The sequence below is a fragment of the Corynebacterium minutissimum genome (assembly GCF_000805675.1).
Classification (GTDB): domain Bacteria; phylum Actinomycetota; class Actinomycetes; order Mycobacteriales; family Mycobacteriaceae; genus Corynebacterium; species Corynebacterium minutissimum.
Map to the genome: position 1 here is coordinate 93,799 of NZ_JSEF01000002.1, position 13,923 is coordinate 107,721.

A 13,923-nucleotide genomic window follows, 5' to 3' on the forward strand; every position below is an offset into this window, starting at 1 on the left:
ATTTACTGGGAGTTTACGGGGTAAAGCACATCCTTGCCCACGAAAGGACGAAGAGCTTCTGGAACCACAACAGAACCGTCCGCCTGCTGGTGGTTTTCCAGGATGGCCACGAGCCAGCGGGTAGTAGCGAGGGTGCCGTTGAGGGTAGCGGCGTACTGCGTCTTGCCGTTCTCATCGCGGTAGCGAGTGGAGAGGCGGCGGGCCTGGAAGGTCGTGCAGTTGGAGGTCGAGGTCAGCTCGCGGTAGGTGCCCTGGGTGGGAACCCATGCCTCGTTGTCGAACTTGCGGGCAGCGGAGGAGCCCAAGTCACCACCGGCGATATCGATGGTGCGGTACGGCAGCTCCATAGCGGCCAGCATGTCCTTTTCCATTGCGAGCAGCTTCTGGTGCATCTCTTCGGCATCTTCCGGCTTGCAGTAGATGAACATCTCGAGCTTGTCGAACTGGTGCACGCGCAGAATGCCGCGGGTGTCCTTGCCGTGCGAACCGGCCTCACGGCGGAAGCAGGAGGACCAGCCAGCGTACTGAATCGGGCCGTTGGACAGGTCGATGATTTCGTCCTTGTGATAACCGGCCAGGGCCACCTCCGAGGTGCCGACGAGGTAAAGGTCATCTTCCTGGAGGTAGTAAACCTCATCCGAGTGCTGGCCCAAGAAACCCGTGCCCTGCATGACGTCCGGGCGCACGAGCACCGGCGGGATCATGAGCTTAAAGCCAGCCTCACGGGCCTTCTGCGCGGCCAACATGAGCATGCCCAACTGCAGGAAGGCGCCGTCACCAGTGAGGTAGTAGAAGCGGGCACCGCCGACCTTGGCACCGCGTTTGACATCGATAAGCCCCAGCGTCTCACCCAACTCCAGGTGATCCTTCGGCTCGAAGTCGAACTCCGGCTTTTCGCCTACTTCCTCAATCAGCACGAAGTCATCTTCGCCACCGGCCGGCGCGCCTTCGACCACGTTGGAGAGCTGATACTGCAGCTCCTCCACCTTGGCCTCAGCGGCAGCCGCTTCCTCGCTCGCTGCCTTCACCTTCTCCTTGAGCTCATTCGAGCCTTCCAGAAGTGCCGGGCGCTCCTCCGGGGAGGCTTGGCCAATCTTCTTGCCAAAGGCGTTCTGCTCAGAGCGCAGTTCGTCCGCCTTCACAATCGCCGCGCGGCGCTGCTCATCGGCGGCAAGCAGCTGGTCCACCAACTGGGGATCCTCCCCACGGTTAACCTGGGAAGCGCGGACTACATCGGGGTTTTCGCGAAGAAACTTGAGATCAATCACGTCTCATAGTCTAGCGCATGCACTACCCTTTGCGGTGGTAATAACCAGCGGCCTATCATAGTGTTATGGCGCCTCACATCATCACCGACGGCCCCGTGCCTAAGCACGCGCAGCTGCGGGATATTCTCTCGGAGCTCTGCCGCACCACGCTCAAGCCTGGCGATATCCTGCCTGGCGAGCGCATTTTAGAAGAAACCTATGGCGTTTCCCGCATCACGGTTCGTCGCGCCATCGGGGATTTGGTTGCGGAAGGCCGCCTGCGCCGCGTGCGTGGCAAAGGCACGTTCGTGGCGCCGAACCCACTGGTGAGCCGCCTGCACCTAGCGTCATTCTCCGATGAGATGGGGATCCAGAAGGTCACGGCGTCCTCCAAGATCCTGCTCGGTGAGCGCAGCACCGCGCCGGACGAGGTGTGCGAATTCTTTAATACCACTCCCACCGTGGCCCATACCCACCTGCGCCGCCTGCGCTTGGGCGATGGCGAGCCCTATTCCATCGATGACGGCTGGTACAACTCCACCTTTGCGCCGACGCTGCTGGAAAATGACATTTACAAGTCCGTCTATGCCATTTTGGGCTCGACGTTCGACGTTCCCATTACAGAGGCCGAACAGACGGTGACGGCGGTAGCGGCGGATGATGAGATCGCCGCGCTTCTCGACGTCTCCCCAGGCACCCCCCTCCTCCACATCACCCGTTTCGCCCGTTCTGGGGACCGGCCGGTGGAATGGTGCTCCTCGGTCTACCGCACCGACCGCTACCGGCTGACCTCCCGCGTCGCCCGCGCTTCTCAGTAAACGTCACGGTAGGTCGCGGGAAGCATCTAGGAGCCGCTCAGCCTGAGGGGGTACTATGAGGAGTTCTATGAGCACTACTTCTGCATGGCGCTCCGCCTCCGCCATCCGCGTCGTCCTCGTTGCCGCCTTGGCCGCGGCCGCCTTCATGGCTGCCTACGGTGTGTTCAGCGGCGATTCCTCCAGCAATGACACGGCCGCGGACGAGTCCACCGCCCCCAGCGTCGACGGTAGCCAAGCCGCCGACCCCTCTGCCCCAGACGCAGCGGCAGCATCCTTCACATCCGCCTCCGCGGGAGCATGCGTGACGTGGGATATTGCGCCGGATGGCACCGCCACCGGATTCGAGCAGACCAGCTGCGATAAGCCACACCGCTTTGAAATCTCCGCGCGCGAGGACTTGAGTGCCTACCCCACCAGTGAGTTCGGCCGCAATGCCGAGCGCCCAGACATTACCCGCCAGAATGCGCTGCGCGATGAGCTCTGCGAGGCACCAACAGTGAGCTACCTCGACGGCAAGTGGGATCCCCAGGGGCGTTACGACATCGCCTCCATCCTGCCGCCAGCAGCCTCGTGGGAGAAGGGTGACCGAACCCTGCTGTGCGGCCTACAGACCACAGACGCCGCGGGTGTCCCGCAAGAGTCCACGGGAAAGGTGGCGGAGGTGGACCAGGCGGTCGTCGCCAAGCCAGGCGAATGCCGCAAGGTCGATGAATCACAGGTGGTCAGCACCGTGCCGTGTACCGAGCCGCACCAGATGGAGACCGTCTCCGTCATTAACCTGGCGGAGCGTTTCCCCGATGGCTACCCCAGCGATGAGGAACTGGACAAGCACCTTTCGGAGACCTGTACCCAGGACGCCATGGATTACCTGGGCGGTGAAGAAAATCTTTACCAGTCCACGCTGCAGCCCTTCTGGGATGCACTGTCCCGCGAATCGTGGGAAGGCGGATCCCGTTCGGTGAATTGCTCCTTGATCCATGTCAACCGTGGTTTCTTCTCCACCGTGACGGGCTCGGCCAAGGACGGGCGTGACGGTCTGATGATTGATGGCGCCCCGCCTACCGAACAGCCCAAGCGCAACCCGTTGCGCGATCCGAATGCCCAGGGCGGTGGCGAGACACCTGCCGCCCCTACCGAAGACCCGGCTGCCGCGCCAGCACAGTAGGCGCCCGAATCACAAAGAGGAACAGCAATGTATGAGGTCAGCGAGGAGCGTTTTGAAGAGCTCGTAGGCGAAGCCTTGGACAAAATTCCGGACAGGTTCGTCGATCAGATGCGCAACGTCGTCATCCTTGTCGAGGACGAGAACCCAGACAACCCCCATCTGCTGGGCCTCTACGAGGGAGTCATGCTGACGGAACGCACCGCCTCACACACCGGCTACCTGCCGGATGCCATTTCCATCTACCGCAAGCCGCTGCAGTCCATCTGCAACTCAGAGGAAGAGCTAGCGCACGAGGTCATGGTGACCGTCTTCCACGAGGTAGGCCACTACTTTGGCTTCGAGGAGGACCGCCTCCACGAGCTGGGCTGGGGGTAGGCGCCCTGCGGCACCTGCCGCACCTATCACCGATTAGACGTCGGTATCGGCCCAGCGCTTCAGGGTCCACTGACCAAAGTGCTGGCCGTGTGGCTCCATGAGGGTAAAGCGGCAGTTGGGCATATAGCCGGTGTAGGCAAAGTCCGGGTCCACGCCGCAGGCATGGGTCGTGACCACACGGATTGCCGCGCCGTGGCTGACGACGATGACATCTTCGTCGCTACCAAGCTCCGCGGCAATGTCCTCCAACACCGGCTGGTAGCGCTCCAGCACGTCGGTGTAACTTTCGCCGCCCGGCATGCGGGCTTCCGGATCACCATCGACCCAGCCGCGCAGGGCCACCATGTATTCGCGGTGGGTATCCTCGCTGCCGCTCATCTCGTGCTCGCCGGCGTAGACCTCGTGCAGACCCACGCGGACCTCGACGGGGACGTTGCGTTCATCGGCAGCCTCGGCATACGCCTTGGATGCCAACATGGCCGTCTGCTGGGCTCGCAGCGCAATGGAGCAGACGAAGCGTACGCGGCGGCCTTCACACAGCTCGGCCAACTCCCGGCCCACGTCCTCTGCCTGACCGCGGCCGCGCTCGGTCAGCTCGGCGCCCGGCGGGCGAGTATCCATGATGCGGTCAATGTTGGAAAAGGTCTGGCCGTGGCGCAGGAGAATGATTCTTCCGGTCATGCTTCACACATTATTGCCCGGTGCGTACCTTCGCTACCCATTCATCCGCCTGGTTCAACCGAGCCAGATCCAGCTGGGCCTTCGGCGTTGCCGCAGCGGAGGGCCACGAGCCTACGAAGACCACCTCTTCTGCGCGCAGCCACAGCGCCCGCAGGGCCTCGGCCACGGGTTGATCATCAATGTGCCCGATGAGATCCGCATGGAAGCGGTAATTGCCAAAGACGGTACGGAGTGGACGGGACTCGATGCGGGTGAGGTCCACGCCGCGGTGCGCAAACTCTTGCAGGGCGCCCACGAGTGAGCCGGGTTCGTTGGGCAGGGTAAAGATGACGGACGTGCGGTCGTGGCCAGTGCGCGCGGTGGGTTGGCCGGCGGGGCCCACCAGGACGAAACGAGTGGTGGCGCCCTCGACGTCGGCGATATTGTCCGCTAGTGCATCCAGCTCAAAGACCTCCCCGGCACGGGCAGGGGCTGCTGCTGCATCCACCTCGCCGCGCGCCACAGCCTGGGCAGCCGCGCCATTCGACGCCGCCGGGACATACTCCACGCCCGGCAGATTCTCCTCCAACCAGCCGCGAACTTGCTGGTAGGCCACCGGATGAGTCGAGAAGGTTGTAATCTCCTGGGCGCTCTTGCCCCGAGTCAGGATGGAGAAGGACACCGGAAGGTCCACTTCGCGGTAAATCTGGACCGGGGAACCATCAGCCAGCGCATCGAACGTGGCCGTAACTGGCCCGTCCACGGAATTTTCAATGGCCACGCAGGCATAATCGGCGTCGCCTGAACGCACCGCGGCTAGCGCTTCCTTCGGCGAACCTACGGGAAGCGGTGTCGTTTCGCCCAGATCTGCGGCGAAACGTTGCATTGCCGCCTCCGTAAACGTCCCGGCCGGTCCCAAGAATGCGATGGTGGTGCTCATGCAGGCAACCTTAGCCCACTAGACTGGGCCGCCATGGACGTTAGCGAGTTCACCCTGGAGAAACTGCGCGAGGATCTTGCGGGGCTAAGCCCCGAGGAGCACGGTTTCACGCACATCGATCTGGAGCGCCGGCCGCAGCGCCACGGGCGCTTGAGCGGGTGGATTCTCTCTGCCAAGGATCTCAATGACGTCGCCGGTATGCCCACTACCCACGGCCACGCTGAGCGCACCTACCTCGCCGAGGAGACAGATCCCTTCCTGCAGGAGCTTATCGACGCCGGCGCGGTCATCATCGGCAAATCCGCCGCCCCCGAACTGGGCTTGCGCGTCGATACGGAACCCGTGGGCCTTCCGCATCCGGATAATCCCCACTACCCAGGCCATACGCCGGGCGGTTCCTCCGGTGGTGCGGCCGTGCAGGTAGCGCGGGGCTTGCTGCGCGCGGCCCATGCCTCCGATGGCGGTGGATCCATTCGGGTTCCGGCTGCCGCGTGCGGCGTCGTGGGCTTCAAACCTGCCGGCGAAGATCTCTCCGTGCCTGGTTTTATTACCCGCTCCGTGGCTGATAGCGCTACCCTCCATGGGCTAACTCCGCGCACACCGCGCGCCCGCGTTGGAGTGCTCACTGATCCTCTTTTCGCTGAGGTAGAGGTGGCTCCGCACATGCTCCGCGCCGTTAGCGAAGCCACTGCCCGGTTGGAGGGCGCCGGTTTCGAGACCGTCGCCATCTCGCCTTACCCGCAGGCAGCCGCAACATTTGAGGCCTTCCAGCACATCTTTACCCACCGGCTGGCGGATCTGGAGTTCGCTGAAGGCTACGCCGAGTGGATTCGAGCCCAGGGCCGCCGTGTCGCGGAGATGGAACTCTTGCTCGCGCGTGGTCACGCCATCGTTCTGCCAGGGGTTCTCCGGAAGTTCTGGCAGGTCGATGCCGTCCTCTCCCCCACGCTGGCCTTCGATCCGCCGCTCCGTGGGTACTTCCTTGCCCGCGACCATCAGGAGAATTTCGACGAACAAACCCGCTGGTCGCCGTGGGGATCACTGTTCAATGTGGCCAAGCTTCCGGCGATCTCCGTGCCGTGGCCGGTGCCCAACCACCCGCCGGTCGGCGTTCACTTAGGTGGCATCACGCTGGATGACGCCTCCCTTCTCGGCCTAGCCCAGGTGCTCCACTCATGACCATGACGCGCTCTCGCCTCCGGGCGGAAATTCTCATCGTTCTCACCATCACGTTTGGTATCTCCGGGGTACGCGCCGTCCTTCGGCTCACGGATTCCCTCCTCAACCCTGCCCCGCTCAACGAGCAATCCGTCACCATCAACTCCTCGCAGTCCACAACGACTCTGCTTGACCTCGCCTTCCAGCTGTGCAGCACCGCCATCTTGATCGCGTGGGGCGCGCTCGTGCTCTATCTCCTGGCGTGGCCGCCGCGGCTGCGCTGGCGCGATGGACTCCATGGCGCGGCATTAGCCGCTGCCATTGGCCTGCCGGGGCTGGTGCTTTACTACGCGGCGCTGCACTGGGGCTGGACCAAAGAGGTCATTCCGGGCGCTTTTGATACCTGGATTGAAATCCCCGTCTTGCTGCTCAAGTCCTTCGCCAACGCCTGGGCGGAGGAGCTCGTCGTGGTCTATTGGCTTATGAGCAGGCTCAAGCAGTGCGGCTGGGCTCTTCCTGCCTCGCTAGCGGCGACGTCCCTCCTTCGTGGCTCCTACCACCTCTATCAAGGAATCTCGGCCGGGTTTGGCAACATCGTCATGGGGCTACTCTATGGCTGGTATTTTCACCGCACTGGACGGGTATGGCCGCTGGTCATCGCGCACTTTCTTATCGACGCTGTCGCGTTCGTCGGTTACGCCGCTCTCTTTGGCGCTTAAAAAGTAGCTGGAAAAGGCTCCGCGCACGCCCTGTGAACTCTGGGGCAGGAGTGATTAGGCGGTACAGTGTTCCCCATGACCTATCAAGGACGCGATCCAGAGCGCGAGGCGCGCCGCGCGGGCAAATCCCCCGGCGATTACCGCCGCGCGGGTTCCGGCAGCTCGGCTCAGTCTGCTGGCGCCCATGCCAGCGATGCCGAGCTGGGCGATTACGTCCTCGGCGCCGATGGCCAGCCCCTGCGTGACCGCTATGGCCGCCCAGTGCGCCGCCGTCCCCAGTCCTCCCAAGCACGCCGTCCCGGCGCGCGGTCCGCTGAGCCCTACCGCGGCCGCCCAGCAGCGTCGCGCCGCGAGGAAACTCGTTTCGACGTCGATGCTTACATGGCCCAGAATCCGCCGCGCCAACCATCTCGCCCCTACGCGGACCGCGCTGCGCAGCAGCAGTACGAACCCCGCACTGACCAGCCGCCACGCAGTTATAACCCAGATGCTCCTAGGCGCGTCTCTCGTCGTCGTGCTGAGGGCCGCCCGCACAGCCGCCGCAAGAAGGTCAACCCCCTCAAGCAGGTTTTTGGCTGCGCGGGCTGGCTCGTTGCCATCGCGCTCGTCTTCACCGTGGTGTTCACCTTGTGGACGGATAGTCGCTTGACCCGCATCGATGCGCTGCCCGAGGAGCAGGTGGCGTCGACCTCCGGCACTAACTGGCTACTCGTGGGCTCCGACTCCCGCCAGGGTCTTACCGAGGAACAGCAGGCAGAGTTGGGCACCGGTGGTGACGTGGGCGCGGGCCGTACGGACACCATCATGCTCCTGCACATCCCGAAGTCCGGCAAAGCCAAGCTGGTCTCCATCCCCCGCGATAGCTACGTGGACGTCCCCGGCTTTGGCATGGACAAGATCAACTCTGCTTTTACCTACGGCGGCCCTCAGCTGCTGGCTCAGACCGTGGAGCAGTCCACCGGCCTGCACATCGACCACTATGCGGAAATTGGCATGGGCGGCCTGGCCAACGTGGTGGATTCCGTTGGCGGCGTCGAGATCTGTGTGCAGGAGCCCATCAACGATCCGCTGGCCGGTATTGACTTGCAGGCCGGCTGTCAGAAGCTCCGCGGGCCGGATGCCTTGGGCTATGTGCGTACCCGCGCTACCGCGATGGGTGACCTTGACCGCGTGCAGCGACAGCGCGAGTTCTTCGCCGCCCTGTTGGAAAAGACCACATCCCCGGCGACCATCGCGAATCCCTTCAAGGCCATCTCCTTGGTCAACCACACCGCGGACTCCTTCATCGTGGGCCGCAAGGACCACGTCTGGCACTTGGCACGCGTGGCGCTATCCATGTCCTCTGGAGTAGAGACGGAAACTGTACCGATTGGCGGTTTCCAGGACACCGTGGTGGGCAACGTCGTCCTTTGGGATGACGCCGGCGCCCAGGCCCTGTGGGATTCGATGCGCTAGGACTTCGACTGGTCGTTTCTAGCGCAGGGTCACCTGACGGGACTTGATGTTCTGCAGCTGCTTGCGCTCGTCAGCGTTGAGGTTGACATCGTTGGAGATTTCTTCCTCCAATGCCTTGTTCACGCGGGAGAGCTCGGCCTCGTAAGAGTCGTGCGCAACGTCCGGATCAAGGTCGAAGACCGGAGCGATAAGGCCGTGGGTACGGAAGACACCGGCGAACTTGGTACCTTCACCCAAGTTGAGTTCACCGCGTGCGGCAACGCGGGACAGGGCGTTAAGAAAGGCATTCTCATCATCGCACGGGCGGACCCAGCGGATGTGAGCCTTGCCGCCACCAGCATTAGCCCAGAAGGCGGTGCCGATGAGGCCCTCAGCGTCCTGGCCCACCTGGTAGGACTCGATGACGGAATCATTGGCGCGCTGCAGAGCCTGTGCCATGTGCGGCGGGACCTGTGCGCCCTCCGGCATCCACCAGGAGAAGTCCTGGTAGACGGTGATGTCGAGCTCAGCAGATTCGTCCAGAAGCTCGGACAGCTCCGGCTGGGATCCGTCGGCAGCAGTAGACTCCAGGGTGGACCCCGGCGCGTTGTTCTTTACCCAGTTGAGCGCAAAGGCCAGGTCGCGGCCCGGGTTGTGGGTATGGGACTGCACCTGCAGACCCACGAAAGCATCTCCGCCAGACTCCTCATCACGGATGAGCGCTGCAGAGGCACCCGGCAGCACGGTCGCAACGTAAACGTCCTTGTCAAAGCCCTTGACGGAGAGCTTCGCCGTTGCGGAAGGAACGAATTCCTGCAGGGCAACGAGGCTAGCCTCAGCGGCGAGACCACCAAACGGGCGGGGATCCTTTTCCAGGGCAGCGCGCTCGGCGGCGCGGGCAGCGAGCTTAGCTTGGCGGCGGGACATGCCCTCCGGCAGCTGTTCGTTCTTCTTTTTCTTCTTTGCCATACCCAACAACTTACCTGTTGCTTACAGCTCAATGGCGTGCAGGGCCACTTCAGGTTCATTCGTCGCGAGAATATCTACCCCGTTGGCCCACGCCCACTTCATGTCTTCCGGCTTATCGATGGTCCACATGTACGTCGGCAAGCCATGCGCACCGATGGCATCAGGCTGGATTTTGCCGCGGAGAATCGACATTCCCAAGCCCGTGGGCTGGGATAACAGGACATCAGGCCGGTTGACGTGACGCTCCCAATCGCGGCGCAAATAAATGCGATCAATCTGGGGAGCAAGCGCGGTCATGCGGCGGATGGCGCGGTGGGAAAAGGAAATCATGTGGATACGGGGGTCGTCGATAAGCCCCGCGTAGCGCAGCCGCAGCACCATCTGCTCCTCAAGGATGTCGCCCTGCCCCGACGGGTGTTTGGTTTCGACGTAGAGGTGGTGGCTCTTGCCGTCGAGCATCTCCAGGAGTTCGTCGAAAAGCAGCATGCGCTGGCCGCCCCCAATGTTGAGGCGGCGCAGGTCCTCCCACGTCTGGCGGGAGACCCGGCCCGAACCGTTCGTGGTGCGGTCCAGCGTGGGATCGTGGTGGACCACCACCTTGCCATCGCTGCTCAGGCGAATATCGCACTCGATGCCATGGATAGGTAGCTCGAGCGCTTTCTCAAAGGCAAGAGGGGATAACTCCGGATATTTCCCGGAGTATCCCCTATGGGCGACAATCTTCACTAGCCGAAGATTTCTTCCTTAATCGTGTTCAGCGTGTTGAAGGAGTGGTCGAAGCGCTCCTGCTCGTGCTCATCCAACTGCAGCTCGATGACACGGTTGACACCGTTGCGGTCAACGATGGCCGGGGTACCGATGAAGACATCTTCCTTACCACCGTATTCGCCTTGTAGGTAGGCAGAGACCGGAAGTGCCACAGCCTGATTCTGAATGACTGCGCGGGTAATGCGTGCCAACGCCATACCGATGCCATAAGAGGTAGAGCCCTTGGCGTCAATGATGTGGTAGGCGGCGTCGCGGGTGTCCTCGAAGATCTTCTCGATGCGCTCGTTGTATCCCGGGTCCTTCTCAGAGCGGCGGGCCAGGGAGACACCAGCGATGTTGGCGGAGGAGACGACGGGCAGCTCGGAGTCGCCGTGCTCACCGATGATGTAGGCGTGGACGGAGGTCGGAGCGACATCGTCCATCTCTGAAAGCATGTAGCGGTAGCGAGCGGAGTCCAGCACGGTACCGGAGCCGATGACGCGCTCGTGCGGGAAGCCCGAGGCCTTCCACACAGCGTAGGTGAGCAGATCCACCGGGTTGGAGGCGACGAGGAAGATGCCGTCAAAGCCGTTCTTCATAACGTCGCCCACAATGGAGTTCATGATCTTGACGTTCTTGTCCACGAGCTGGAGGCGGGTCTCACCCGGCTTCTGCGCAGCGCCTGCGCAGATGACGACCATGGCGGCGTCCTTGCAGTCCTCATAGGTGCCCTTGGTCACGCGGGTGCGGGACGGGGCCCAGACGACACCATGGTTGAGGTCCATGACGTTGCCTTCGAGCTTCTTCTCGTCGATGTCGATGATGGCCAGGTGATCAACAGTGCCCTGGTTCACCAGAGCGTAAGCGTAAGCGACTCCAACATCGCCTGCGCCGATGAGTACTACTTTGTTTCCAACATGATTTCCCATGACTCCTATTCTGCCCCCAATGTCCGAATTTTGCTCGTTATGCGCCCGACTTCACAGGTTCCATGGTCTGATCTCACATTTCCCTGCCCGATCGGGCATCCCTTGACGGCCATCTGCACGGCAGCGTTAAAGCTGGTTCAATGGCGACCATGCGCACAGTCCTTCGCCGCATCGCTCTCAAGACCACCCAAAATGTTCTTCACGCTGCAATTTTTGGCTTGGAGTTGGTCAGCGATCTTACCCCGGGCGTGCGCATGACGGGGAGGAGACGTCTGCCACAAAACATGTGGCCCGGCCTCTTCGGCGCTGAGGTTGCCACGTGGGCAGCCGTCTCCCCATCGCTTCTTCCGCGCCCGTGGTGGGTCACGGCGGCCAATGTGGCCATCGGCCAAGGCGCAGGGCACCTCGCTGCGACGACCGCAGCCTTCGCTACGAAACAAGCACTCCGCCTAGTAGGACGCCGACCCCAAGACCATGTCGGCCCTACCACTCGCCGCTATTCCTACTACGTCCTCGGACTGGGCACCTTCGTGGCAGGGATTCGATCGCTGCGCAACCAGACGGAGCAGGCCCGTTTGGTAAGTAAGCTCAATGACCGCAGCCCCCAAACCGCGGCACTCGGCATGATTGTGGGTACCGCCGGGTATGGCGCGCTCTTGATTCTTGGCGAAGCTGCCCAGCTCACCGTCACGCAGCTCTCCTATCAGGTCCAGCGTTGGCTTCCCCGGTGGATTGCCTGGCCACTGGCGGGCGGCGTGGTGGGTTTTGCTGCTGCCGTCCTCAGTGACCGCATGGTGTGGCGCCGCATGCTCCACTCGGCTGCCATCAACGCTCTTGAGCTCAACCGGCTGGTCTACCCCGGCTCCTCCATGCCCTGGGAACCGGAGCGCTCCGGAAGCCCGTGGTCCCATGAGCCATGGACGGCCGTCGGCTCCCAGGGTAGAGCTTTCCTCGACCGTGGCCCGCGTGCCGAGGACATCAGGAAGGTCATGCACTATGACCGGGCACGCGAGCCGATCCGTGTCTACATTGGCCTCATTCGCGGCCGCGGCCCGCAGGCCGCCGCCCGCCAAGCGGTGGCGGAGATGGATCGCACGGGTGCTTTCCACCGCAACACCATTGTGGTGCAGCTGCCCTCCGGCTCGGGATGGATTAACAACTATTCCGTGAGCGCCTATGAATTCCTCACCCGCGGCAACTGCGCCACTGTAGCTGTGCAGTTTGATTACTTGCCCTCAATGTTTTCCTACCTGGTGGACAAGGATCTCTCGCGCACATTTGCCCGCGAGCTTATTACTGCAGTGCAGGAGCGCCTGGAGCTCCTGCCCGAGGATAACCGGCCCAAGTTCTATCTCAGCGGCGAATCCTTGGGCTGCTACGCCATCGTGGAAAACTACGAGACCGTCGACGACCTCCTCGCCGACTGCGATGGCGCCGTCTTCACCGGACCGCCGCGCATGACGAGCTTCATGCGCCGCCTTCACCGTGAGCGCGGCTCCTTGGAGCGCCTGCCGCTTATCGACGGCGGCCGCCACCTCCGCTTCGCCGCCTCCCCTGAGCACATGACCCACGATGCCTTTGGCGAACCCTATGGCCCGTGGGAACGGCCCCGCGTGGCGGTGGGCCAACACGCCTCCGATCCCATCGTGTGGTGGGATAGCAAACTCATCTACGCGCGGCCCAACTGGATTCACGAGCCCACACCGAAGGCCCTGCATGCAGACACTTTTGAGAAGCTACACTGGTACCCCTTCATTACCTTTTGGCAGGTAGCGCTGGACCAGATCAACTCGCTCAACGTTCCCGGCGGCCACGGCCACAACTACTTCGAGGAAACCTTCTGGTACTGGGATTCCGTTCTCGGCTCGCAGACCCGCGCCCAGCTCACCCCCGAGCTCGCGGAGCGCATGCGGGAATTCGTCGCACGCGACCAGCTCAACAAACCGAGCGACTTCCGCACGCAGGTGCGCAAACAGTTCTAGCCGCACGCATGTGCGGCCTGCGGCCCTACCCGCACTTCACGCCGGTGCTGTGATGCGGGCAGTAGCCGTTGGGCACCTTGTGGAGATATTGCTGGTGCTCATCCTCGGCCAAGTAGTACTCGCCTGCGTCCGTCTCACTGAGCAGGGTGACGTCGGTAGTGGTGGCGCCGAAGCCAGCGGCGGCAAGCTTGGCGGCGTAAGAATCCACCAGCTGCTGGATCTCCGCGCGCTCCTCCTCCGTCTCTGGATAGAAGGCAGAGCGGTACTGGGTTCCCACATCGTTGCCCTGGCGGAAACCCTGAGTCGGATCGTGGGCCTCCAAGGCCTTCACTACGAGGTCGCGCAAGCTTACGCGCTCTGGGTCGTAGGTAATGTGGACGGCTTCTGCGTGGTTAGTCAGCCCGCGGCAGACCTCGTAATAGGTGGGGTTCGGGGTGATTCCACCGGCGTAGCCCACGGAGGTGGACTCCACGCCTTCGGTCTCCCAGTACATCTTTTCCGCACCCCAGAAACATCCGATAGCGATGATGAGGGACTTCTGTCCCTCCTTCCACGGGCCACTGATAGGTGTGCCCAGCACGGCGTGGGGCTGCGGGTTGTCCAGGATGGGCTCCGCCCGGCCGGGGAGGGCTTGGTCCTTGGAAACGAGCTTCGGTTCGGGCTTGTAGAGGAACATGCAGGATTCTCCTTTACGTGTTGTTGCACCACTTATACTCCCCCACGCTGTGCGCGAGCCAGGTTTTTGTTCACCGCCTCGGACCGGCGACAAAAAGTATTGTG

14 protein-coding genes are annotated in these 13,923 nt (G+C 62.7%); 7 read left to right on the plus strand and 7 right to left on the minus strand.

Translation table 11 applies throughout. The annotated features are described in order from the left end of the window. Nucleotides 1–2: 2 nt before the first annotated feature. Complete coding sequence (gene serS / locus NX84_RS00450; protein WP_039672610.1) at nucleotides 3–1,268, minus strand: serine--tRNA ligase; 1,266 nt, start codon at nucleotides 1,266–1,268, stop codon at nucleotides 3–5. A 65-nt stretch (nucleotides 1,269–1,333) separates the two neighbouring features. On the opposite strand from serS, the gene NX84_RS00455 reads away from it, so the two are divergent. The 3 genes from NX84_RS00455 (at nucleotide 1,334) to NX84_RS00465 (ending at nucleotide 3,605) form a co-directional block, all read left to right on the plus strand. After that, nucleotides 1,334–2,065: a GntR family transcriptional regulator gene (locus NX84_RS00455; RefSeq protein ID WP_039672612.1), complete on the plus strand. Its 732-nt coding sequence runs from the start codon at nucleotides 1,334–1,336 to the stop codon at nucleotides 2,063–2,065. A gap of 67 nt (nucleotides 2,066–2,132) precedes the next feature. Continuing rightward, a complete protein-coding gene (locus tag NX84_RS00460; RefSeq protein WP_039672614.1) occupies nucleotides 2,133–3,230 on the plus strand; it encodes a septum formation family protein in 1,098 nt (365 codons plus the stop codon). 27 nt (nucleotides 3,231–3,257) lie between these two features. After that, on the plus strand, nucleotides 3,258–3,605 hold the full coding sequence (locus NX84_RS00465) for a metallopeptidase family protein (protein ID WP_039672616.1): 348 nt from the start codon (nucleotides 3,258–3,260) through the stop codon (nucleotides 3,603–3,605). 33 nt (nucleotides 3,606–3,638) lie between these two features. Here the strand turns inward: NX84_RS00465 and NX84_RS00470 are convergent, their stop codons facing one another. After that, entirely contained in the window at nucleotides 3,639–4,286 is a 648-nt protein-coding gene (locus tag NX84_RS00470) for a histidine phosphatase family protein (protein WP_039672618.1), read from the minus strand. A 10-nt stretch (nucleotides 4,287–4,296) separates the two neighbouring features. Continuing rightward, complete coding sequence (gene pheA / locus NX84_RS00475; protein WP_039672620.1) at nucleotides 4,297–5,205, minus strand: prephenate dehydratase; 909 nt, start codon at nucleotides 5,203–5,205, stop codon at nucleotides 4,297–4,299. Between the two features lie 33 nt (nucleotides 5,206–5,238). On the opposite strand from pheA, the gene NX84_RS00480 reads away from it, so the two are divergent. The 3 genes from NX84_RS00480 (at nucleotide 5,239) to NX84_RS00490 (ending at nucleotide 8,537) form a co-directional block, all read left to right on the plus strand. Beyond that, nucleotides 5,239–6,384, plus strand: coding sequence for an amidase (locus NX84_RS00480; RefSeq protein ID WP_039672621.1), 1,146 nt, complete (start codon nucleotides 5,239–5,241; stop codon nucleotides 6,382–6,384). Nucleotides 6,385–6,386: 2 nt separating this feature from the next. Next, nucleotides 6,387–7,082, plus strand: coding sequence for a CPBP family intramembrane glutamic endopeptidase (locus tag NX84_RS00485; protein WP_039672683.1), 696 nt, complete (start codon nucleotides 6,387–6,389; stop codon nucleotides 7,080–7,082). 75 nt (nucleotides 7,083–7,157) lie between these two features. Beyond that, nucleotides 7,158–8,537, plus strand: coding sequence for an LCP family glycopolymer transferase (locus NX84_RS00490; protein ID WP_082013858.1), 1,380 nt, complete (start codon nucleotides 7,158–7,160; stop codon nucleotides 8,535–8,537). Between the two features lie 18 nt (nucleotides 8,538–8,555). Here NX84_RS00490 and NX84_RS00495 read toward each other — a convergent pair whose 3' ends face one another. The 3 genes from NX84_RS00495 to NX84_RS00505 are packed head-to-tail and all read right to left on the minus strand — an operon-like array spanning nucleotide 8,556 to nucleotide 11,161. Then, on the minus strand, nucleotides 8,556–9,485 hold the full coding sequence (locus tag NX84_RS00495; protein ID WP_039672623.1) for a DUF5926 family protein: 930 nt from the start codon (nucleotides 9,483–9,485) through the stop codon (nucleotides 8,556–8,558). Between the two features lie 21 nt (nucleotides 9,486–9,506). Further along, on the minus strand, nucleotides 9,507–10,211 hold the full coding sequence (locus NX84_RS00500) for a glycerophosphodiester phosphodiesterase family protein (protein ID WP_039672625.1): 705 nt from the start codon (nucleotides 10,209–10,211) through the stop codon (nucleotides 9,507–9,509). Then, nucleotides 10,211–11,161, minus strand: coding sequence for an L-lactate dehydrogenase (locus NX84_RS00505; protein WP_039672630.1), 951 nt, complete (start codon nucleotides 11,159–11,161; stop codon nucleotides 10,211–10,213). Before NX84_RS00505 ends, NX84_RS00500 begins: the two co-directional genes overlap by 1 nt. A gap of 140 nt (nucleotides 11,162–11,301) precedes the next feature. Between NX84_RS00505 and NX84_RS00510 the strand changes: the two genes are divergently transcribed. Continuing rightward, nucleotides 11,302–13,143 carry an alpha/beta-hydrolase family protein gene (locus NX84_RS00510; RefSeq protein WP_082013859.1) on the plus strand — a complete coding sequence of 614 codons (1,842 nt, stop codon included), beginning with the start codon at nucleotides 11,302–11,304 and terminating at the stop codon, nucleotides 13,141–13,143. Nucleotides 13,144–13,168: 25 nt separating this feature from the next. On the opposite strand, the gene msrA is transcribed toward NX84_RS00510, so the two are convergent. Then, nucleotides 13,169–13,819: a peptide-methionine (S)-S-oxide reductase MsrA gene (msrA, locus tag NX84_RS00515; protein WP_039672631.1), complete on the minus strand. Its 651-nt coding sequence runs from the start codon at nucleotides 13,817–13,819 to the stop codon at nucleotides 13,169–13,171. Nucleotides 13,820–13,923 lie beyond the last annotated feature (104 nt).

Excerpts from the sequence above, each read along its gene's own strand:
- NX84_RS00455 (WP_039672612.1), top strand. The coding sequence starts at position 1,334 with ATGGCGCCTCACATCATCACCGACGGCCCCGTGCCTAAGCACGCGCAG.
- NX84_RS00460 (WP_039672614.1), top strand. The coding sequence starts at position 2,133 with ATGAGCACTACTTCTGCATGGCGCTCCGCCTCCGCCATCCGCGTCGTC.
- NX84_RS00465 (WP_039672616.1), top strand. The coding sequence starts at position 3,258 with ATGTATGAGGTCAGCGAGGAGCGTTTTGAAGAGCTCGTAGGCGAAGCC.
- NX84_RS00470 (WP_039672618.1), bottom strand. The coding sequence starts at position 4,286 with ATGACCGGAAGAATCATTCTCCTGCGCCACGGCCAGACCTTTTCCAAC.
- pheA (WP_039672620.1), bottom strand. The coding sequence starts at position 5,205 with ATGAGCACCACCATCGCATTCTTGGGACCGGCCGGGACGTTTACGGAG.
- NX84_RS00480 (WP_039672621.1), top strand. The coding sequence starts at position 5,239 with ATGGACGTTAGCGAGTTCACCCTGGAGAAACTGCGCGAGGATCTTGCG.
- NX84_RS00485 (WP_039672683.1), top strand. The coding sequence starts at position 6,387 with ATGACGCGCTCTCGCCTCCGGGCGGAAATTCTCATCGTTCTCACCATC.
- NX84_RS00490 (WP_082013858.1), top strand. The coding sequence starts at position 7,158 with ATGACCTATCAAGGACGCGATCCAGAGCGCGAGGCGCGCCGCGCGGGC.
- NX84_RS00495 (WP_039672623.1), bottom strand. The coding sequence starts at position 9,485 with ATGGCAAAGAAGAAAAAGAAGAACGAACAGCTGCCGGAGGGCATGTCC.
- NX84_RS00505 (WP_039672630.1), bottom strand. The coding sequence starts at position 11,161 with ATGGGAAATCATGTTGGAAACAAAGTAGTACTCATCGGCGCAGGCGAT.
- NX84_RS00510 (WP_082013859.1), top strand. The coding sequence starts at position 11,302 with ATGGCGACCATGCGCACAGTCCTTCGCCGCATCGCTCTCAAGACCACC.
- msrA (WP_039672631.1), bottom strand. The coding sequence starts at position 13,819 with ATGTTCCTCTACAAGCCCGAACCGAAGCTCGTTTCCAAGGACCAAGCC.